21 protein-coding genes and 1 tRNA gene are annotated in these 21,339 nt (G+C 55.0%); 12 read left to right on the top strand and 10 right to left on the bottom strand.

What is annotated here, in order from left to right:
• Positions 1-64: 64 nt before the first annotated feature.
• Positions 65-997: a bifunctional riboflavin kinase/FAD synthetase gene (locus PHC90_06325; protein ID MDD3845962.1), complete on the bottom strand. Its 933-nt coding sequence runs from the start codon at positions 995-997 to the stop codon at positions 65-67.
• A 46-nt stretch (positions 998-1,043) separates the two neighbouring features.
• Here PHC90_06325 and PHC90_06320 point away from each other — a divergent pair.
• Positions 1,044-1,128, top strand: a tRNA-Leu gene (locus tag PHC90_06320).
• Positions 1,129-1,372: 244 nt separating this feature from the next.
• Here PHC90_06320 and PHC90_06315 read toward each other — a convergent pair.
• Together PHC90_06315 and PHC90_06310 are read right to left on the bottom strand one after the other, a co-directional pair.
• Complete coding sequence (locus PHC90_06315; GenBank protein ID MDD3845961.1) at positions 1,373-2,401, bottom strand: zinc-dependent alcohol dehydrogenase family protein; 1,029 nt, start codon at positions 2,399-2,401, stop codon at positions 1,373-1,375.
• Positions 2,402-2,449: 48 nt separating this feature from the next.
• A complete protein-coding gene (locus PHC90_06310) occupies positions 2,450-3,148 on the bottom strand; it encodes an FKBP-type peptidyl-prolyl cis-trans isomerase (GenBank protein MDD3845960.1) in 699 nt (232 codons plus the stop codon).
• Between the two features lie 178 nt (positions 3,149-3,326).
• Between PHC90_06310 and PHC90_06305 the strand changes: the two genes are divergently transcribed.
• Genes PHC90_06305 through PHC90_06295 form a run of 3 tightly spaced genes read left to right on the top strand, consistent with a single transcriptional unit; the run spans position 3,327 to position 5,865 of the window.
• Entirely contained in the window at positions 3,327-4,805 is a 1,479-nt protein-coding gene (locus PHC90_06305) for a S1 RNA-binding domain-containing protein (protein MDD3845959.1), read from the top strand.
• A 37-nt stretch (positions 4,806-4,842) separates the two neighbouring features.
• Entirely contained in the window at positions 4,843-5,289 is a 447-nt protein-coding gene (locus tag PHC90_06300) for a hypothetical protein (GenBank protein MDD3845958.1), read from the top strand.
• A gap of 15 nt (positions 5,290-5,304) precedes the next feature.
• On the top strand, positions 5,305-5,865 hold the full coding sequence (locus PHC90_06295; GenBank protein MDD3845957.1) for a DUF2939 domain-containing protein: 561 nt from the start codon (positions 5,305-5,307) through the stop codon (positions 5,863-5,865).
• Between the two features lie 83 nt (positions 5,866-5,948).
• Here PHC90_06295 and PHC90_06290 read toward each other — a convergent pair whose 3' ends face one another.
• Genes PHC90_06290 through PHC90_06260 form a run of 7 tightly spaced genes read right to left on the bottom strand, consistent with a single transcriptional unit; the run spans position 5,949 to position 12,746 of the window.
• The gene (locus PHC90_06290; GenBank protein ID MDD3845956.1) at positions 5,949-6,785 is read right to left on the bottom strand and encodes an FAD/NAD(P)-binding protein; all 837 of its coding nucleotides are present in this window, start codon (positions 6,783-6,785) and stop codon (positions 5,949-5,951) included.
• Positions 6,786-6,794: 9 nt separating this feature from the next.
• Entirely contained in the window at positions 6,795-7,880 is a 1,086-nt protein-coding gene (locus PHC90_06285) for a 4Fe-4S dicluster domain-containing protein (GenBank protein ID MDD3845955.1), read from the bottom strand.
• Positions 7,880-8,830 (bottom strand): 4Fe-4S dicluster domain-containing protein, encoded by a 951-nt coding sequence (locus tag PHC90_06280; GenBank protein ID MDD3845954.1) that lies wholly within the window; start codon positions 8,828-8,830, stop codon positions 7,880-7,882. The genes PHC90_06285 and PHC90_06280 overlap by 1 nt, the downstream gene beginning before the upstream one ends.
• 12 nt (positions 8,831-8,842) lie before the next feature.
• A complete protein-coding gene (locus PHC90_06275) occupies positions 8,843-9,259 on the bottom strand; it encodes a hydrogenase iron-sulfur subunit (protein MDD3845953.1) in 417 nt (138 codons plus the stop codon).
• Positions 9,247-11,208 (bottom strand): CoB--CoM heterodisulfide reductase iron-sulfur subunit A family protein, encoded by a 1,962-nt coding sequence (locus PHC90_06270; GenBank protein MDD3845952.1) that lies wholly within the window; start codon positions 11,206-11,208, stop codon positions 9,247-9,249. Before PHC90_06270 ends, PHC90_06275 begins: the two co-directional genes overlap by 13 nt.
• Positions 11,209-11,221: 13 nt before the next feature.
• Complete coding sequence (locus tag PHC90_06265; GenBank protein ID MDD3845951.1) at positions 11,222-12,187, bottom strand: CoB--CoM heterodisulfide reductase iron-sulfur subunit B family protein; 966 nt, start codon at positions 12,185-12,187, stop codon at positions 11,222-11,224.
• Positions 12,180-12,746 (bottom strand): 4Fe-4S dicluster domain-containing protein, encoded by a 567-nt coding sequence (locus tag PHC90_06260; protein MDD3845950.1) that lies wholly within the window; start codon positions 12,744-12,746, stop codon positions 12,180-12,182. The genes PHC90_06265 and PHC90_06260 overlap by 8 nt, the downstream gene beginning before the upstream one ends.
• Positions 12,747-13,152: 406 nt before the next feature.
• Here PHC90_06260 and PHC90_06255 point away from each other — a divergent pair, with 406 nt between their 5' ends.
• The 8 genes from PHC90_06255 to PHC90_06220 are packed head-to-tail and all read left to right on the top strand — an operon-like array spanning position 13,153 to position 21,278.
• Positions 13,153-13,800, top strand: coding sequence for a CerR family C-terminal domain-containing protein (locus PHC90_06255; protein MDD3845949.1), 648 nt, complete (start codon positions 13,153-13,155; stop codon positions 13,798-13,800).
• Entirely contained in the window at positions 13,797-15,209 is a 1,413-nt protein-coding gene (locus PHC90_06250) for a TolC family protein (protein MDD3845948.1), read from the top strand. Before PHC90_06255 ends, PHC90_06250 begins: the two co-directional genes overlap by 4 nt.
• Positions 15,206-16,195 carry an efflux RND transporter periplasmic adaptor subunit gene (locus tag PHC90_06245; GenBank protein MDD3845947.1) on the top strand — a complete coding sequence of 330 codons (990 nt, stop codon included), beginning with the start codon at positions 15,206-15,208 and terminating at the stop codon, positions 16,193-16,195. The genes PHC90_06250 and PHC90_06245 overlap by 4 nt, the downstream gene beginning before the upstream one ends.
• Before the next feature lie 2 nt (positions 16,196-16,197).
• Entirely contained in the window at positions 16,198-17,139 is a 942-nt protein-coding gene (locus PHC90_06240) for an ABC transporter ATP-binding protein (protein ID MDD3845946.1), read from the top strand.
• Positions 17,136-18,086 (top strand): ABC transporter ATP-binding protein, encoded by a 951-nt coding sequence (locus PHC90_06235; GenBank protein ID MDD3845945.1) that lies wholly within the window; start codon positions 17,136-17,138, stop codon positions 18,084-18,086. Before PHC90_06240 ends, PHC90_06235 begins: the two co-directional genes overlap by 4 nt.
• Before the next feature lies 1 nt (position 18,087).
• Complete coding sequence (locus PHC90_06230; protein ID MDD3845944.1) at positions 18,088-19,197, top strand: ABC transporter permease; 1,110 nt, start codon at positions 18,088-18,090, stop codon at positions 19,195-19,197.
• 1 nt (position 19,198) lies between these two features.
• Positions 19,199-20,320, top strand: coding sequence for an ABC transporter permease (locus PHC90_06225; protein ID MDD3845943.1), 1,122 nt, complete (start codon positions 19,199-19,201; stop codon positions 20,318-20,320).
• 34 nt (positions 20,321-20,354) lie between these two features.
• Positions 20,355-21,278 (top strand): hypothetical protein, encoded by a 924-nt coding sequence (locus PHC90_06220; protein ID MDD3845942.1) that lies wholly within the window; start codon positions 20,355-20,357, stop codon positions 21,276-21,278.
• Positions 21,279-21,339: the final 61 nt, after the last annotated feature.

The following is a 21,339-nucleotide window of genomic DNA, read 5'->3' as shown; positions in this document are numbered from 1 at the left end:
TGCAGCATCTCTTTCAAGCAATTTAAGCGATTCAAACCTTTCTGTTCCTCTCTGACCATTCACGCTATTCAAGCGGTCTTTCGGTGAAGTACCGTCTTGCCGTCCCGACATCCGCGGCTATCTGTTCCTTCAGTTCGGCCATGTCCCTGAACTTTTTTTCCTCTCTGATGCGGTCCTGGAAATAGATGACCACGTCGCGGTCATAGAGGTCGCCAACGTAGTCGAGGATATGCGTTTCGACGAGGAGCTTCTTGCCGTCAAAGGTGGGGTTGTAGCCAATGTTGGTTACCGATGGCCACCTTTTGCCGTCGAATTCAACTTCCGTTATGTATACGCCGTTATGAGGGATGAGTTCGAAGACGGTCTCGAAATTAATGGTGGGGAAACCCATGCTCTTTCCACGATTGACACCGTGAACCACTATCCCCTCGATCATATGGGGCCGGTCGAGCAACTCATTGGCTTTCTTCACATCTCCTTCCATGATGAGCCTGCGTATCCGGTTACTGCCTATCTTTTCGGCGTCGACGGTGATGGCCCCCACGACGTCGAAGTAAAATCCCCTTTTTTGTGCGAACTGCCGGAGCATTTCGACGTCCCCGGTACCGCCCTTCCCGAAGCGGAAATCGTAGCCAACTATGACGCCCGCAACACCAAGTTTGCCGACGAGAATATCCTCAATGAAACTCTCGGGAGATATGGACCTTAAACGTTCATCAAAGGGGACCTGGAACATCACCTCGATACCGTTCTCTGCAACGAGCCGCTCCTTCACCGGCTGAGGCGTGATAAGACGGATATAGGAATCGGGCTTGAGAACGCTGTGGGGGTGAGGGGAAAAGGTCATGAGCATGGGAGTGCCCGAGATCTCAGAGGCCTTTGTCACCACCTTCTTTATGATGCGCTTGTGGCCGATATGAACGCCGTCATAGTTTCCTATGGTAAGAACGGGATTGGGAAATTTCTCGGCCACGTCGAAAGATTCTAAAATTTTCATCCTCACCTCTTGACTTATCTGTCCCATGCATACTACCTTATAGCGTGCCGAAGTGGCGGAATTGGCAGACGCGCTAGATTCAGGGTCTAGTAGGCAATTTGCCTGTGTGGGTTCAAGTCCCGTCTTCGGCATTTTTTTATGTAAACGTTTCAGGCAGAAAGAGCAAACCTGTCTCACACCCGCAACAACAAACGCTTTATTGTATATCATCCTATCCTGTTTTTATATAAAAAAGACCGACAGTTCCTCTTCGTTGGGGAGAGATCGGCGGGTACCCCTTTGTGTCTTCTCAACCTCATCCGGCGCAGAGCCTCAACGGGCGGGCAAATCTCCGCCCCCGTCCCCGCATACGGCCGTGACGTTCAGTGACCGTGCTCAGGCGACCTTGAGAACCTTGGCGCCCCGTATCTTTCGCTCCTTCAGCTCGATAAGCGCCCGGTTTGCCTCATTGAGAGCAAAGACCTCGACCTCGGGACGAATGGGGATGGCCGCCGCAAGCTCAAGGAATTCCCGGACATCGCGCGAAGCCACATTGGCGACGCTTTTTATCTCTTTTTCAAGCCAGAGATGACGGGGGTAGGACAGTGACAGAAGCTCTGCCTTGTCGGTCTCTTCCTTCCGTATGGCGTTGACCACAAGGCGCCCTCCTCTTTCAAGGTTTCCGAGTGCATGGACTATGGTACCCCAGACAGGGGTTGTGTCGATGACGCGATGCAGCTTTTCCGGTGAACTGTCTGTGGTATCGCCTGCCCAGCAGGCGCCAAGCTCACGGGAAAAATCCCTTTCACCGGGGCTGCGTGCAAAGACGAATATCTTCGACGAAGGGTACATGTGGCGCACCATCTGGATCACCAGATGCGCCGAAGCGCCGAATCCCACGAGGCCCATATTCTCGCCATCGCGCATCCCCGTCAGGCGAAGGGACCTGTATCCTATCGTTCCCGCACAGAGAAGCGGAGCAGCCTCGAGGTCACCGAAGATATCAGGCACCTTGAATGCAAAAGCCTCCGGCACCGCCATGTACTCGGCGTATCCGCCGTTGGCGTCCCTGCCGGTAGCGACAAAGCGCTCACAGAGGTTTTCATCACCCTCGCGGCAGAAGGCACAGGCGCCGCAGGCGGAATAGATCCATGCCACACCTACCCTCTCGCCCGTCTGAAAGCGCATCGCCTTTTCGCCGCATTTCTCGACAAGACCCACCACCTGGTGGCCCGGAACAACGGGAAACCGGGGCGGAGGCGTCCTTCCCTCAATCTCGTCGAGTTCCGTATGGCAGACCCCGCAGGCAATAACCTTCACCAGTATTTCTCTGTCACCAACGGAAGGGACGGGTATGTCCACGAGGCTCAAGGGCCTCTTCTCAACCCTTAGATCACAGACCTTTTCAATCACCATTGCCTTCATGACGATCCCTCCCGGAAGTGAGAAGCGAGAAACGAACTTACGGCTTCGTCATCTCACGGCCAGGAGTTCAAGATCGCATATGATGACGGCATTGGGGCCGATCATCGTGCCTGCGCCGGCTTCTCCATAGGCAAGCTGTGAGGGGATATAAAGACGCCATATGGAACCAACGGGCATCTTCGTCAGGGCCTCGGTCCACCCTTTAATGGCCTTGTTCACCGCGATGTCAGCGGGCTTGTTGTTCCAATAGGAACTTTCAAATTCCATACCGTCTATCATCCTGGCCTTGTAGTGAATTGTGACCAGATCATCCATCTTCGGGGTGGGGCCTTTGCCTTCCCTGAGGACCATGTACTGAAGACCACTGGGAAGGGTGACAACGCTTCTGCGCTGTTTGTTCTCCCCGAGGAATGCCTCTCCATCGCGCTTGTTCTTGTCGCTCAGTTTCCCGACAAGTTCTTTCTCATAGATGTCAAGGGCGGTCTTCACTTCCTGGTCCGACATGGTGGACTGCCCCCGAACGGTATCCCGTATGCCACGGACGATCATGTCAGGATCGATATCAATTCCGAGGTTCTTCACATTTCGCCCGATGCTCACGCCAAGGGCATAACCTGCCTTTTCCCTCGAAAGCGACGGCCCGCTCGTGCTCTGAGCAAAAACAGGCACCGTCATCATGACGAATATCGTCAAAAATACCACAATAAATACCAAAACGAAGCGTCTTCTTACGGAAAACAAATTCACTCGCACCTCCTTTCCTCCCACATGCACCGATCCATGCGTTTTTGATGTTTCATATGCTATTCCATGGCCTTAGAATTGTCAAATTCATTGTCCACGAGAACTATAGCTTTACATCACACTAAAGAAATTGTACATTACTCCAACAAAAAATTTTTAATCAACTTCAGGAGATTGGACGATGTCAGACGAACAGATCAGCAATCAGGAAAATATTGAAGAAAGGAGCTCAGCGGAAAGTGGACATGAAGAAGATTTTGCGCAGCTCTTCGAACAGAGCGCGCTGTCGGTCAAGAGACTCGAACCGGGACAAAGGGTGACCACCAGGGTCGCCGGCATCTCGGGTGATTTTGTTTATATCGATCTCGGCGGTAAAAGCGAGGGAGTTATCGACAGAAAGGAATTTCTCGACGAGGAAGGGGCCGTGACCATTCAGGATGGCGACGAGCTCGAGGCCTACTTCGTAACCGTGGAGAATGGAGCAAGAAAGTTCACCACCTTGATCCACAGTTTTCCGAGCATCACCCTGCAGAGCATCAAGAACGCCTTCGATGCCGATATTCCCGTTACGGGAAAGGTAGCATCGGAACTCAAGGGCGGCTACGAGATCCGCGTCGGCAAGGTGCGGTGCTTCTGCCCGTACTCGCAGATGGACCTCAAGGGAAGCAGGATTGCGGGAACATACATTGGCGAGACATATCCCTTCAAGGTGCTTGAATATAAAGAAAGGGGGCGCAATATCATCCTTTCCCGCCGCGCCCTGCTGGAAAAGGAACAGGAAAAGGAAAAGGAAAAGCTGAAGGAAACCCTCACCATCGGCATGGATATCGCGGGTAAGGTGCGTTCCATCCAGAGATTCGGCGTTTTCGTCGACATCGGCGGGATTGATGGCCTTATACCTCTCAGCGAGCTTTCGTGGATCAAGGGAGGAAAAGCCGGGGACCTCGTCAGTATCGGCGACGAACTGAGAACGAGGATACTGGAGATCGACTGGGCGAGAGACAGGATCACACTAAGCCTGAAGGCAGTCCTTCCCGACCCCTTCCTGTTGGTTCCGGAAAAATATCCCGTGGACTCAACGATCCAGGGAGTGGTCGTCCGTCTCGAAAGCTTTGGTGCATTCGTGAACCTCGAACCCGGCATCGATGGGCTCATCCCCATTTCGAAACTGGGGGCAGGCAGAAGGATCAATCATCCCAAGGAAGTACTCGAACCGGGCCAGCAGGTCGAGGCCAGAGTCGTCGATATAAGCACCGAAAAGAGAAGACTTACCCTCTCGATGGAGCGCAAGATCGTGATGGAGGAGGTAGACCTGCCGGCGGTCGGCACACTTCTTGAGACAAAAGTGGAGCGTGTCATCTCGTCGGGAATCATCGTAAGAATCAAAGATGGCCTGACAGGCTTCATTCCCAACGTTGAAATGGGGACGCTCAAGGGCACCAACCACAACAGAATGTTCCCTGTGGGATCGACCATTCAGGCGGTCGTCATCGCCACCGATCCGTCCCGGGGTCGCGTAAGCCTCAGCCGGACCAAGGTCGATGAAAAGATCGAGCTCGACAGCTACACACAGTACAGGGACAAAGTAAAAGAACAGGAAAGGTCTGACGAGAAACTGGGCAGTCTCGGTGAACTTCTAAGGAACAAGCTCGGGCTCTAGCGACGGTCACCCGCAAGGGGAGGAGGTCGAGGGATCGATGAAGGCTTATCTCGGAAATGAACGGGGCGGCGCAACACGATGGATAGTCATACTTATAATCATCGCAGCGGGTTTTTACGGCTATCAGTACTTCAAGAAAACTCCCCGTTACGCTATGATCCAGTTCAAGAAGGCCATCCTCTTCAGTAGTTCCGAGACGGCCCAGCAAGTCATGGATTTCGACAGGGTCGTCGCGGCGCTGCCCGCGAGCGTCACGCAAGGTCAACCTGACGAAGAGGTGAAGAACCGGCTCCTCTATGAAATAGACTCCCCTCATGAGAAGAGCTATTTTTCGGAGGTGAAGGGCTGGTCCGTCATCCGGGGGCCCATCACCGTGGCGGGCGATCAACAGACAGCGACGGCCCAACCAGTTCAGGACACATTAGTGACCTTGCAGAGAACGGATAACCAACAATGGGTCATCACCGCAGTGGAGATGCACTAAACGGCCGGGTACCCTATGGAGAATAAAGATCCGGTACGCAGGAAACGTCTCATCGTCATTGCCTCTGTCTGTATAGTTCCGATCATCGTCGCCATCGCTGCTTTTCTCTACGCCCGCACCACGCCCTACTACAGCCTCTACATGTTGAAAAAGGCAATTGTGAGCCGTGACGCCCGCGAGGTCCTGAAGTACCTCGATACCGACAGCATCCTTGACAATATGGCCCGGGATGTCTTTACGCGGATGGACAAGAAGGAAGCTCCCCGCAACAGGTTCGAGCAGCACATGCGCAGCGCCGGCAAGGATCTCGCCGCCCAGCTTCTGCCCCAGCTCAAGGCCCAGATGGGCGAAGCCATAACAAACCTGCTCCTCTCCTACAACGACGAAGAACTCTTCGGCAACCTCCGCAGGGCCACGGTATTCGCCCTGGCCGTAACAACCCACGGCGATACCGCCGAAGTGCGCCAGCGCGGCAAAGACAGGGTAAGCTTCACCATGGCCAGGTCGCCCTCCCCCCATACCCACTGGAGAATAACCTCCTTCGACCCCGAAGAGCTGAAATTCCTGGGAAAATAGAGATTTAAGGCGAAACCAAAAAAAAGCGACCCCCGCCGGGGGGCCGCCTGAATCTTCCACTTGAAAGCTGAAACTGTTTCTTCCTACTCGTCGCTCGGAAGCTCCTTAAGCTGCTTCAGCGAGAAAACCGGTCCGTCCTTACATATGTACTTGTGGCCAAGGTTACAGCGGCCGCACAGACCGATACCGCATTTCATCCTCGCTTCAAGGGTGGTCATGATGTTCTCCTCGGGAAACTTCAGCTCCGCCAGCCCTTCGAGAACGAATTTGATCATAATGGGAGGCCCGCACGTAATGGCAATCGTGTTCTCGCTTTTCGGTGCCTCTTCTTTCAGCACCGTAGGCACGAAACCCGTTCTCTTCTCCCATCCAGGAAATTCATTATCTACGGTGAGGATGAGGTTCACGTCAGATCGTTCTTCCCATTCCTTCAATTCATCCTTATAGCACAGATCAGGGGGCGTCCTCGATCCATAGATAATGGTGATATCCTTGTAGTCTGCCCTGTTATCGAGCATATAGAGAATAAGAGTCCTCAACGGCGCAAGCCCAATGCCGCCACCGATAAAGAGGATGTTCTTTCCTTTCATCTCCTCATACGGGAACCAGTTCCCAAGAGGTGCTCTCACACCGATGACGTCGCCCTCATAGATCCCATGAAGGGCGGTTGTCACCTCTCCCGCCTTCATGACGCTGAACTGGAGATACTCCATACGCGTCGGCGGGGAATTGATAACAAAGGTCGATTCCCCGACACCGAAAACCGAGAGCTGACCGACCTGGCCCGGCTCAAACGTGAACTTCTTCATCGTCTCCGGATTGTTGAAAACAACCTGGAAAGACTTAATGTTTGGTGTCTCTTCGATTACCTTCGTGACCGTCGCCAATTCAGGAAGGTATGGATTCTCATTCCCTGTCATCACGCACTCCTAATTCTTTGCGTCTGTTTTTTTCGCGGCCCACTCTTTCGGATCCGCCTTCGGGTCTCTCAGGTACCCTACGATCTCGCTTATATCCACGGACACCGGGCAGTACCGAATACACCGTCCGCAGCCCGTGCAGGCTATTGCGCCGTCGTACTTTTCCGGGTAGTAGTAGAACTTATGCCCGACGCGGTTCCTGAATCTTTTATGCTTCACCGGCCTCGGGTTGTGGCCGCTTGTCTCCAGTGTAAAATGCTGGAACATGCATGAATCCCATGATCTTAACCGTTCGCCCGTGGTTACCGCCTGCTCGTCGGTAATGTTGAAGCAGTAGCAGGTGGGACACAGGAATGTACAGGCACCGCAGCTCAGGCACTTGTCGATGACCCGCCCCCAAAAATCACCGCTGTCGAACAATTCCGGCGATATCTTGTCTGCGCCCTCAGGGAAAGGATTCCTAACGGCCGCTGTCGCCTTCACGTTGGCCTCTTTAGCTTTTGCCTCGTAGGATGCTCCATCCTGGATCATCTGTAATGACATCACGGCTTTGCCCTTATCAGTAACCGCCTCAAGGTAATACCCGCCGTCCACTTCTGTCATGACGACGTCGGACCCTTCAGTGACAGCCGGGCCTCCGCCCACGCCTACGCAGAAGCAGCCGGCAGACGGGCCATTGCAACATTTTGTAACGACCGTCGTATTCTCGCGGCGCTTCTTGTAATACGGGTCGGCTGTGTCGGTATCAACGAATACCCTGTCGATGACCGTAAAACCCCTTGCATCGCAGGGACGCCCGCCGAAAACCACAGCCTTCGGAAAATCGGTGTTCACCTTGAGCTCTACGTCCATCTTCTGGGGATTATCGGCTTCCTTCTTAAACTCGAAGGAAAGCAGCGTCTCACACTGGGGATAGATCGCCCCTTTGGGCGGCGTATTTGCCGGCCGGTCGAGGGAGATCTCCTTGTCAGGTGTGTACTGACGGAAGATGATCGTGTCCCCTTCGAGGCACGGAGCGAAGACAGCAGCGTCTTTACCGAGGGCCTCAACGAATTCCTTTATCTTCTCTTTCGGAAGGTATCCTTTGTCCGCCATTAGAGTTTATGCTCCTTGATCTTAGCTTCGTCAACATTAAAGGTATACATCGGTGGCTTATCCTCGGGGTTGACTCCCGGGGTATAATCGAAGAGATCTTTCATCTCTTTGTTTATCTTCTTCTTCAGCTTCGCCACGGGAATCTCCATCGGGCACACGCGCTCGCATTCACCGCACTCAACACAACGCCCGGCGAGATGGAGCGCATGGATCATGTGGAACATCAGCTTTTCGTCAAGGCTAAGCTTCTGCGTGATCCAGTGCGGGTCGCGTGTCTCGGCAATGCAGCTGTCCTGGCACACACACATGGGGCATGCGTTCCGGCAGGCATAACAGCGGATGCATTTATCGAACTGGCCCATAAAATATGCCCTGCGCTCCTCCACCGTCTTGCCTTCCAGCTCCGCCACGTCCGCATAGACGCTCTCGGCCGGTTTGTCCGATTTAATGGCATCTCCGGTAAGCTGATCATAGACAATGGGGGTCGGGTACTGGCAGGACGTGCACTTGCTCGGACAGACGTCGGCAATTGCAAACGTCTTCTCACCTGACGGCGTCTTAACCTTCACCGAACCGTCTGCAAAAGTGACGTCTTCCACCGGCTCGTTCCCTATCGCCTTCTGAATCTTCTTCTTGCTCACGATGCCCTTGCACGGGATGCCGATGATGACAACGTTATTCCTGTCAATGAGGCCTTCCTGCATGTACTGCACGATGGTCCTCGAATCGCACCCCTTCACGGCAACGGCCACCTTCTTTTTCTGTGAAGGGAGGTAGCTCGCGAGGTTCTGCGCGCACAGCGGGTTCCACACGACCTTATCGGCCTGCTCAGACGACGTTATAAAGATCGGCGTCACATTGAGCTTGTCAAAACCCTCCTGCCAGCATATAACGGTCTCCACTTCGGGGAGGACCTGTTTGATGATCTCTTTAAGCTTCTGAGTACTCAATCTGCCTTCTCCTTACTTTTGATGCATGGGCCCAAGCGCGTGAACCTGTTTCGTAAAATCCGTCACGACCTGCTGCCATCTCTGGCCTTCCGAGGCTGAAACCCATGTATAGTGGAATCTCTTATCGTCGATGCCCATGAACGGCAGGAGCCTTTTGAGCATTTCCAACCTGCGCCTTGCGTAGAAGTTGCCGTCCGTGTAGTGGCAATCCCTCGGATGACATCCGGAAACGAGAACACCATCGGCACCCGTAAGAAGAGCGCGCACCACAAACATGGGGTCGACACGGCCCGAACAGGGAACCCTGATGATCCGAAGGTCCGTAGGCTGTTTGAACCGTCCCACACCCGCGGTATCGGCACCGCCGTAGGAACACCAGTTACAGAGAAAACCAACGATCCGCAGTTCTTTGGCTGCTACTTCTGACATATTGCATTAACCTCCGCTAAGAGCTGGTTGTCCGTGAAATGCTGCAGTTGAATTGCACCGCAGGGACAGGTGGATGTGCAAACACCACATCCCGCACAGACCGTCTCTATGACCTTGGCCACCTTCTTGCCGTTTCTTAAGGTATCTTCAACGATGGCCTGGAAGGGACAGGTCTTGAGGCACTTGAGACAGCCCACACATGTATTCTGATTGACCTGGGCGATAGCCGGGTCGGATTCGAGCATATCTTTCGAGAAAAGGGACAGAACCTTGGCCGCAGCGGCGGATCCCTGTCCGACCGATGCCGGAATGTCTTTGGGACCCTGGCAGGCACCGGCGAGGTAAACACCGGAAGTGTTCGTCTCAACGGGCCGCAGCTTCGGATGCGACTCAACGTAAAAACCGAAGGTATCGTAGGAAATGTGAAGCTTTTCAGCCATCTGCGCCGCACCGGGTGCGGAGACCACAGCCGTTCCGAGAACCACGAGATCGGCTTCTATCTCTACCTGGGTACCAAGGAGCGTGTCTGCTCCCCTTACCACCATCTTCTTTCCCTTCGGATAGATCCGCGATACCCTGCCGCGGATATACTTAGCGCCGTATTCTTCCTGAGCACGGCGTGTAAATTCATCGTAACCCTTGCCCGGGGACCTGATGTCCATGTAGAAAACATAGGACTGGGAATCGGGAATATGGTCTTTTGTCAGGATCGCCTGTTTCGCGATGTACATGCAGCAGAAGTTCGAACAGTACGGAACGCCCAGTGATTTGTCACGTGAACCAGCGCAGGCGACGAAAACGATGGTCTTCGGCTCTTCGTGGTCCGAAGGCCTGATGATGTGGCCCGATGTCGGCCCGGAGGCGTTCAGGAACCGCTCGTACTGAATACCGCTGATGACGTCGGGATACCTTCCCCCGCCATACTCTGTCAGTCTCTCGATATCCATGAGGCCATATCCCGTTGCCGTGATGATGGCGCCAACCTCTTCCGTGACAAACTCTTCCTGCATCTCATAGTTGATTGCACCCGTGGGGCAGACCTTCGCACATACTCCGCATTTACCCTTGACAAACTGTCTGCAGTAATTGGGGTCTATTGTCGCCTTCTTGGGAATCGCCTGCGGGAAGGGGATATTGATGGCCCGTGTCGGCGCAGCCCCGAAGTTGAAATGGTCGTAGGCGTTCTTGGTAGGGCACTTTTCCATGCAGAGCCCGCAGCCGGTGCACTTCGTCCAGTCAACGTACGGCGGTTTCTTCCTGATCTTTATCTGATAGTTGCCGACATAGCCCTTAATCTCGGCTATCTCACTGTATGCGTGAAGTTTAATAAGATCGTGCTGAGCAACGTCGACCATCTTGGGGCCGAGGATACAGATAGAGCAGTCGACCGTGGGGAACGTCTTGTCGAGACGCGCCATCATGCCGCCAATGGACGGGCTTTTCTCGACCATGACAACCTCGAGTCCGCCGTCGGCACAGTCGATCGCTGCCTGCATTCCCGCAACGCCGCCGCCGACGACAAGAACCCTCTTGTTGATCTTGAACGACGATGAGAACAGAGGCTTGTTTCTCATGACCTTTGCAACGGCCATTCTCACCTCATCGATCGCCTTCGTCGTGTTGAGTTCCTTGTCCAGCCCGATCCAGGACACATGCTCCCGGATGTTCGCCTGTTCGAAAAAGTAGCGGTTAAGACCCGCTTTCATAATCGTTCTTCGAAAGGTATTCTCGTGCATACGAGGCGAACATGCAGCGACGACGATCCTATCGAGCTTATCCCGCTCGATGGCATCCGTGATCTCTTTTTGCCCCGGCTCAGAACAGGTATACATGTACGCCGTCGCATAGGCGACGCCGGGCATCTTCCGGGCTTCCTCGGCCACTTTCGCGACGTCAACGGTTCCCGCGATGTTGCTTCCACAATGGCAGATAAATACACCAACCCGCATCGATCAGGTCTCCTTAATTGGTCTCTTCCGCAGCCGCATCTTTCTTTGCCTTCTGAGGCTTCTTCGCTGCTGCTTCTTCTTCTTTTATTTTCGCGTATTCTTCTTTGGTGATCCTGCGCGTTATCTTATCGGCGCTGACAATCACCTTATCCATACCCAATTCCTTGGGTGAAAATCCATAAGCAAGGCCCATGAGCTGGGTGAAATAAATGACGGGGATATCGAAGTTGGAACCCGTTGTCTTGTTGACCTGCTCCTGCCGAAGGTCAAGATTCTGCTGGCACAGCGGGCACGCAACAGCAATGCAGTTCGCCCCGGCGTCAACAGCCATCTCGAGTACCTTGGCCGACAGCCTGTTCACCATCTCCCGCTTGGGAACACCAAAAGCGGCCCCGCAGCATTCCATCTTGAATGCGAAATCCTGGACCTGAACACCCGCGGCCGCGAGCACCTTGTCCATGGAAACGGGGTTTTCCGGATCATCGAACTGTGCAATCTCGGGCGGCCTCGACAGGATGCACCCGTAATACGGCGCAACCTTCAGGTCAGGCATGATATGCGTGACCTTCTCGGCGATGGCATCGAGACCGATATCTTCGTAGATTATCTGCAGAGATGACTTCGACTCAACGCCGCAGTTATAGGCCTCATCAAGAAGCTCGTTTACCTCGCCCTTGAAAGCCTCGTCCCTGGACATACTGAACTGCGCCTTCTTGAATGCCATGAGACAGGAAGGACACGGTGTCGTAAGTACGTCCTTGTTCATCTTCTCCACGAGGGTAAGGTTCCGCGCAGCAAGCGCCGCGGCAAGTACGTGATCGACGGTGTGAGCCGGTGTGGAACCGCAGCAGCTCCAATCATCGGGCTCCACAAGGTTCACCCCCAGGGCCTTCATGACAACCCTCAGGGAATCGTCGTACTCCTTCGCGGTACCTTCGAGCGAACAACCACTGAAATATGCGTATTCTTTCTCAGCCATGCTTTTTCGCCTTTTCCTGGTATCTATTGAAAATCTGAGCTACTTTGTCGGCGCCTTTAATTGTTTTGGGGAACAAACTGATCTTCCCGCGGCTCATGACCTTCGGCCCGAGTTCCGCATCCCCCATGAACTGACCTGATTTGAACTTGTAGCCCATGAGGATGCCCATCTCGAAGATCCTGCCATGTTTCTTCATTGAATCGAGGAATGAATCGTAGAAAAGCTGGACGTCCTTCTCGGAAACCTTTCCCTCGCGCCGGGCCATGATCCTCAGAGTGTCCATGATATGAGCCACGTCGACCTCGCAGGGACATCGGGTGGTGCATGTCTCACAGGTGGCGCAGAGCCATATCGCCTTGGACGTTAGAACCGCCTCCTTCTGCCCGGTCTGCAAAAGGCGCATGACCATGCTCACCGGATAGTCGAAGTACTGGGTGTACGGACACCCGGCGGTACAGTTGCCGCACTGATAGCACAGTGACGGGTTCTGGCCGGATTCCTTCTTGACCTCTTCAATGAAAGCCCAATTGGTTGTTTCAGATAAATTGATCGTATCCATTCAGATTAACCAACCTTTGCAGCCGGCAGCAGCGAGCCCGTTTACCAGAGTTAAATTCTGCCCGTGAACTCGTCAATAACTGCTCCGGAAAATGTATTCACTATAGTGAACACTATTAGTGAGCCAACAGAACTAGACTGCTTATCAATGAACTATACCCCTTAAAACCTGTTGGTATTTAACACTAATTCCATTTTCCTTGTCAATACATATTTGGCCCGCAAACGATTCAGGATAATGAATACCCGTTTCGTTAACCCCTCTCATCCTGTTGATAACAAAGGGGCTTTGTTGCCTCAGCATGTAATTCTCTTCACAAGGAATATGTGAAAAAAATTTCTTGACAGGAACAAACAACAGTTTAAAATAGATGTATGAAACATTTGTTTAATTGGGGGACAATTCAATGACAGAGATCAGACCGAACACGAGACAGCGGATACTGGAAGCGGCCGGCGAGATCTTTGCTGAATCCGGACTCCGCCAGACAACGATCAGGCAGATCAGCAACCGCGCGGGTGTCAACGTGGCGGCGATCAATTATCATTTTCAGAGCAAGGATAACCTGTATCTGGAGACGCTGCGGTACTGGAAGGACGTTGCATTCGGGAAATATCCCCGCGAACTGGGGACCTCTCAGACCGACGAGCCTGAAAAGAGGCTTCGGGGTTTCATCCGTTCCTTTGTCTTTCGCATACTCGATGGGGGGATCGAATCGCGGTTCGGCAAGCTTATGGCCAGGGAGTTCGCGGAGCCGACGGCGGCGCTCGACATGATCGTGGAGGAGGCGGCACGCCCCATGTTCCATCTCATCTCGGCCATTACCGCCCGCATCACCGGCCGGGACCCGGCAAGCGATACGGTGCTCTATTGTTGTGCCAGCATCGTCGGCCAGTGTTTGTATTTCCTCTATGCCAGGCCGGTCCTTCGACGTCTGGTCGGTGACGACCGGGTCAACTCGATGAGCATGGTCGATATTGCCGATCACATCACGCGTTTTTCTATCGCGGCGCTTTTAGAGATACGAGAAGACCGGGAAGGAGCATCATCATGAAATGGATGTCGGGACTCATCGTACTCGCCGTTGCCTCTTCCATCCTCTTCCCCGGCGCAACCCCGGCGCAGGAGACCCCGGCAACGGCTTCTTTCAACCTTTCCTCGCTCATCCGCTATGCCATGAAGCACAACCCCGCGCTCAAGATGGCACAGCGGAACGTAGAGATAGAGGACCAGGGCCTCAAGGCGGCCAGAGCGGAACGGATGCCCCGGATCGATGTTACGGGAGGTTATTCACGCTACCGCTACCCTGCCCCGCTCACACCCATCGTCATCACCGGTCCGCCCCTGACGTCCGTTGACTTTCCCGATTTCGAAAAGAATGTCTATGACGGCTTCGCCACCTTTTCCATCCCCTTGTTCAAGGGGGGGCGCCTCATGAGAGGCGTCACCATCGCGGGACTCAAGAGGTCCATGGCCCAGGACTTCCATACCCGCAATCTCCACGAGCTCACGTATAATGTTACCGCTGTCTACTACAAGCTTGCCCAGTTCGACGAACTCCTTCGTGCCTGCGATGCTCAGGTAAAGGGCCTCCAATCACATCGCCGCGACGTAGAGTCCTCTCTAAGAGCCGGTACAGTGCCGATGCTCGACCTCCTCAAGGCCGACACGGAATTGGGAGCCGCCATGGAAAGAAGGATACAGACCAGGAACAGTATCACCAACACGACGGAGCTTTTGAGATCAATTATAGGCATGGACGACCCGGGCGAACTGGTAATTGTGTTCAACGATATGCCATTCGGCAACGGCGCGGTCATGAATGCCAGCCTCGAGGGCGCCCTTGCCGCCCGGCCCGACTACAAGGCGGCATTGAGCAAGGTAAAAATGTTTGAAGAGCGCATTGCATCGGCACGGGGTAAGCGCCTGCCCGATATTTACGGCGCCGGCGATTACGGCGGAAAAGCGGGCGACAGGATGTCTTTCAGGGAAAACTGGAGCGTCGGCGTCCGCCTCCTTCTGCCCGTCTTCGATTTCGGGCGCATAGATGCGGAGATAGACCGCGAACGGTTGGAGTTCATGAAGGCCAGGGAAGAGGAGCGGGCCTTGCGCCTTTCCATAGCCAGGGAGCTCAAGGAAGCCCGGAGTTCCATCGTCAATGCCGACGAACGCATCGCCGTATCGGAAAAAGCCGTCCTTTCGGCAAAGGAACAGGCGCGGATCGAGGACCTCCGGTACAGGTCGGGAGACAACACCAGTACCGATGTCATCAACGCCGAGGCTGCTCTCATACGCGCCCGGGCAGACCACTGCCAGGCGCGCTTCGACCGCCATACAGCCGTCGCGGCCCTGGAAATGGCGATGGGCTCGACGAACAAGCCGGCGGATACACCTCCGGGCGGCAGAGGTTCGCAGGCAACTCCCGCCGCGCCGACACGATCCATGACGGAGGATACAAAATGATCCCCAGGAAAAAGATCATTCCCTTGGCGGTCGTCACCGCCATAGTCGTCACCGCCATAGTCGTTATCAGCTATGTCCGCAACCGCGATGACGGGACAATGAAACTTTCGGGTAACGTTGAGGTAACGGAATGCAATATCGGCTTCAAGGTGTCCGGCAGGATCGCCGTTCTCAAGGTCGATGAAGGCGCCCGGGTAAAAGAGGGTGATCTCCTTGCCGCGATCTCAAGCGGCGACATCAAGGCGCTTGTCGACCAGACGCGCGCCTCCCTGGAAGAGGCGCAGGTGAAGCTCCAGGAACTCAGAAGCGGCTCGCGGCGTCAGGAGATATTGAAGGCCCGGGCCGATTCGGAATCCCTCGAGGCCGAGTTGGTCAGGGTACGCAAGGATTTCGAACGCGCCGAGATGCTCTATGCGAACGGGGCCATATCGGCATCACGGTTCGACACCGCAAAAAGCTCCTACGAGACGCGCCTTGGCCAGCTCAAAAGCGCCCGCCAGCAGCAGAGCCTCATCGAGGAAGGGCCGCGCAAGGAGGACATCATGGCCGCGGAGCTTCGCGTGAAACAGCTGGCGGCGCTCGTTGCAAACACGGAGGAGAAGCTCGCCGACACCCTGCTCCATGCTCCAATATCCGGCGTCGTCTTCAGAAAGAATGTCGAGCTCGGCGAGATCGTGCAGCCAGGAGCGGCCGTCCTCACCGTGGGTGATCTCGACCGTCCCTGGGTCAAGGTGTACGTCAAGGAAGACAGGCTGGGCCTCGTAAAACTGGGGCAGAAAGCAAGGGTAACCGTGGACACCTTCAAAAACAAGGTCTACGACGGAACAATCACCTTCATCTCCTCCGAGGCTGAATTCACTCCCAAGAACGTTCAGACCCAGGAGGAGAGGGTCAAGCTAGTCTTCGGGGTCAAGGTCACAGTGGAAAACAAAGATCAGGAGCTTAAACCGGGCATGCCGGCCGACGTGAGGATCATTCTCAGGTGACCATGGATGATCTCTCCGCAATAAGGACCGGTTCTCTGACAAAGACCTTTGGTGACGTCACGGCCGTTGATGGGATCACCATGGAGGTCCGCAAGGGAGAGCTCTTCGGCCTTGTCGGCCCCGACGGAGCGGGAAAATCAACGCTCATAAGGCTCCTGACTGCCGTTATGGAACCCACGTCCGGCGACGCCTGGGTGGCGGCCCATCCCATAAGGAAGGGGTCGGAAAGGATCAAGGAAAAGATAGCCTATATGCCGCAGCGCTTCGGTCTTTACGAAGACCTGACGGTCATGGAGAACATGGTCTTTTACGCCGATATCTTCGGCGTGCCCCGGGGCGAACGCCCCGAACGCATAGACAGGCTGCTCGGCTTTTCCAACCTTACACCTTTCACCGGCAGGCTGGCCGGACAGCTTTCCGGAGGGATGAAACAAAAGCTCGGGCTGGCCTGTGCCCTCATCCACACACCGGAGATCCTTTTTCTTGATGAACCAACGAATGGCGTCGACCCCGTTTCGCGGCGCGATTTCTGGAAGATCCTTTACGAACTCCTCAAAGAGGGCGTGACGATCTTCGTCTCCACCTCCTATCTTGACGAGGCGGAGCGGTGCACTGAGGTGGGCCTCATCTACGAGGGCAAACTCCTCGAGAAAGCCACACCGTCGTCAATCAAGGCAAAACATGGCATGCCCATGATCGAGGTGTGGTGCGACAGGGCACGTGAGATCATGGAGGTTGTAAGAGACGACGAAAGGGTCGCAAGCGTCGGCCTGTACGGCGACAGGATCCACATCGGCTTCAAGGACAAGGGAGATATAGAGGCTGTGATGGGAATACTCTCTGACAGAGGCTGCGCCACCGGGGGATACCGCTCCATCACACCTTCCATTGAGGACATTTTCTTCGCAATGATCGGCGACCGTGCCGGGAAGGCGGGACCATGACACAGGCATTGCTGCAAACTCTGCCGCCCGGGGACACCGCAGTCGCCGTCACGGGCCTCACGAGGACCTTCGGCGATTTCCGTGCCGTCGACAACATCGATCTCGCTGTTGCAAAAGGCGAGATCTTCGGATTCCTCGGGCCCAACGGCGCCGGTAAATCGACAACGATCCGCATGCTCTGCGGCCTCCTCCTTCCTTCCGCCGGCGCCGGCGCCGTCGGCGGTTTCGACATCATGAGGGAATCGGAGGAGATCAAGAAGCATATCGGCTACATGTCTCAGCGATTTTCCCTCTACGACGATCTGACTATAGAGGAGAACATCGATTTCTTCAGCGGCATTTACGGCGTCCCAGACGAAAGAAAGAAGGAGCGCAAGGAATGGGTCCTCGAAATGGCGGGCATAGGGGGAAAACGCAAGGCCATCACACGTACCATGGCAAGCGGGTTCAAACAGCGCCTGGCATTGGGATGCGCCGTGATCCACGAGCCGTCCATCATCTTCCTCGATGAGCCCACATCCGGCGTGGACCCCATTTCCCGGCGCAGGTTCTGGGACCTCATCTACGAAATGTCCTCCCGGGGAACAACGGTCTTCGTGACCACCCATTACCTCGACGAAGCCGAATACTGCGACCGCCTGGCCCTCATCTACCGGGGAAGGATCATCGCCGGGGGGCGTCCCGACGTGATGAAGAAGGAGCATATGCACAAGCAGATCCTCGAGGTTTCCGTTGCCGATATCGTTGAAGCCCTCGATGTCCTGGGAAGGGGAGGATTTGACGTAGCGCTCTTCGGCAGCGTGATCCACGCCACCGTCGATGACTCGGAGACAGCGACAGCCGCCATCCGTTCGTCGCTCAGCGGCGCCAGTATCGCCGTCTCCAATATCACAACGGTGCGCCCTTCTCTCGAAGATGTCTTCGTATCGCTCATCGAGGCATCCTGAGATGAACCTGAACAGGGTCCTGGCGATCGCCAGGAAAGAGGTCATCCAGATTCGAAGGGACCCCCTGAGCCTTGCGCTGGCCTTTCTCATGCCCGTTATGCTCCTCTTTATCTTCGGGTACGCCATCACCGTCGACGTCGACCGGTTGACGACCGTCGTCTACGACAGGGACATGTCCAGGCTGAGCCGGGACATCATTCGCGGGCTCGAGGCATCGCGCTATTTTTCGGTGGTCGGGTATGTGAACGATCCCGCTCTGATCGACAGAACCCTCGATGAGGGAAAAGCGCGGGTGGCGATATCAATACCCGAAAACTTTTCCAGGTACGCCCTGACCGGAGGCGAGGCCCGGATACAGGTGATCGTCGACGGCAGCGATTCCAATACCGCCACCATTGCCCTCGGCTATCTCAATTCGGCGCTGGAACAGGCGGCAAGGCACGCCGGACTCGGGGCCGCGATACCCCTCATCGACGTCCGCACCCGTATCTGGTACAACCCGGAGCTGAAATCCCGCAATTTCATCGTCCCGGGGCTCATCGCAGTCATCATGACCATCGTTGCGGCCCTCCTGACGTCGCTCACCATCGCCAGGGAATGGGAGCGGGGGACAATGGAACAGATCATCTCCACGCCCGTAAAACCGGCGGAGCTTATCGTCGGAAAGATGGCCCCCTATTTCGCCATCGGGATCATCGACACCATAATATCCATCATCATCGTCGTGGCGCTCTTCGGCGTGCCCCTTAAGGGGAGTGTTCTTCTCCTTCTTTTCATATCCTCCCTCTTCCTTTTCGGCGGATTGAGCATCGGCGTCCTTATATCGATAATAACGAAATCACAACTGGCAGCAAGCCAGGCGGCGGTGGTCTCATCCTACCTGCCGGCGCTGCTTCTTTCAGGTTTCATGTTCTCCATAGTGAATATGCCCGTTCCCCTTCAGGCCATCACCTACCTGATACCGGCCCGCTATTTTGTCTCCGCCATCAAGGGCATATTTCTCAAGGCCAACACCGCCGGCATGCTTCTGACCGAGATGGGGCTCCTTGCCCTCTTCGGCCTCATTGTCTTCACCGTGGCCGTGAAGAAATTCAGGAAACGGGTGGCCTAGCATGAGAGAAATGCTGCGGCGCATCAAACACATGGTGATCAAGGAGTTCATCCAGATCTTCCGGGACAGGAAGATGAAACCCATCATCTTCGTCACACCCGTTATCCAGCTCATTGTTTTCGGCTATGCCGTGACAATGGATGTCACCAACATCAGGATGGCCGTCTTTGACCTGGACAAGACATCGGTAACGCGCGAGATCGCAAGGCGCTTCGAGGCATCGGGATATTTCAGGATCGATCATTTCCCGGGGTCGGATTCAGAGGTCAGGACCCTTCTCGATAAGGGAGATGCCACGGTGGCGCTCCATTTTGACCGCGGATTCACATCCGATCTTCAGGCGCAAAGGAAGGTGTCCCTGCAGATACTCCTTGACGGTACGGATTCCAATACGGCCCTTGTTGCGGCGGGATATGCAAACGGCATTGTTTCCCGGTACAGCCGTGACATTGCGATGAAAACGGCCTACCGGGCGAAGGGCTCCCTGGATGTGCGGCCGCGCGCATGGTACAATGCGGACCTCAAGAGCAAGAATTACAACGTGCCCGGGGTCATCGCCATCATGGTCCTTGTCGTCTGCCTGCTGCTGACATCCATGGCCATCGTCCGGGAGCGCGAGATAGGCACCATGGAACAGCTTATGGTCACACCCATACGCCCCGCCGAACTCATTCTCGGCAAGACCATCCCCTTCGCCATCATCGGCTTCTTCGACATGTTCCTCGTCACCCTTGTCGGGGTCATCTGGTTCGAGGTGCCCATAAGGGGCTCCATCCCCCTTCTCGTCCTTGCCACCGCGGTATATCTTCTTTCCGTTTTGGGCTTCGGTCTTTTCATCTCCACCATTTCCCGGACACAACAGCAGGCGATGATGGCGACATTCCTTTTCTTCGCCCCCGCCGTTCTCCTCTCGGGTCTCATGTTCCCCATAGAGAACATGCCCGCAGCCGTTCAGTTCGTCACCTATCTCAATCCGCTCCGATACTTTCTCGTCATTATCCGGGGCATCTTCCTGAAGGGCAGCGGCATGTCCATCCTCTGGCCCCAGTTCCTGGCGCTTTTCATCCTTGGTGCGTCGGTCGTAGCCGCAAGCTCACTGAGGTTCAGGAAGCGTTTGGGCTAAGCCTGAACGCATGGACGAGCGGGGCGGGAAAGGTATGAACGGTCTTTTCATATTGACAATCAGCGGCCTGGGATTCCAGAATGATAGGCACAACGATAAAGGGAAGAGCATGAATCATCATCCGAGGATCAGTGTTTCCATCGCCGTCTTTATCGCGTGCTGCATTCTTTTCTTTGCCGGCTGCACGCGACCAAAAGGCGGACCGCAGGGACACCCGGGAGGACCCGGAGGGATCTTTCTTTCAACCACGTTCGATGGCAGGCCTTTCAATATGGCAGTCGACAAGCTTGCCCCCGGGTACACGGGCCACAACTTGCAGCTTCTCTACAACAACATTCAAATGAGGAAACACATGGCGGCAAAGGATTCCCGGGAAACCGAGGAACAGTACAGGGCCAGGATCGACCGGGAGATATCCCTTCCCCTTATGGGCGCCATGGATTTTGACAGCATCTACGCCTTCAGGATCAGCCCCGAAGAAGTCCTCTACGACCGGAAAGACCAGGCCATGCGTGTGCGCTGTCCGTTGTCCGCCGCGTTTGAGGCGGGCAGGGAGGATGGAATGAAAAGGGCCTTCATGGTCAGGTACCTTCCCCAGCTCGACAACAGGTATACGATAACAAAAAGCGACGGCTCCAGGGTGAACATTGAAGAGATAAAGTTCAGCGAGTATGCGGTGGTCGTCGTTAATACCGGGGCCCTTCCAATAGAAACGACCGCGACGGCAAATGCAGGGGACGACAGGAAGCCGCGCAGCGGGAATAAGGGATCAGGCCGCGAGGCGATCGCGGCGGTAATAAAAATGACACCCGAAGAGGCAGGACGTATTGAAGGCGGCATCATGGCGCTTCTCGTGGGCAGGCTTGCGGCGCCATATACCTCGTACGAGGAAATAAGTCACAGGCAGCTGCCGAGAATCCGGGCACCTACCTGGGCAGGTATCATTATGTTTACATAAACCTCATCGAAATATGGTTCTATGACGCCAGGAGCGGCAAGGTCCTCAAGAAAATGCCACC

It is taken from the genome of Syntrophorhabdaceae bacterium (assembly GCA_028698615.1).
In the GTDB taxonomy this organism is placed as follows: Bacteria; Desulfobacterota; Syntrophorhabdia; order Syntrophorhabdales; family Syntrophorhabdaceae; genus Delta-02.
This window is presented reverse-complemented; position numbering and strand designations above follow the sequence as displayed.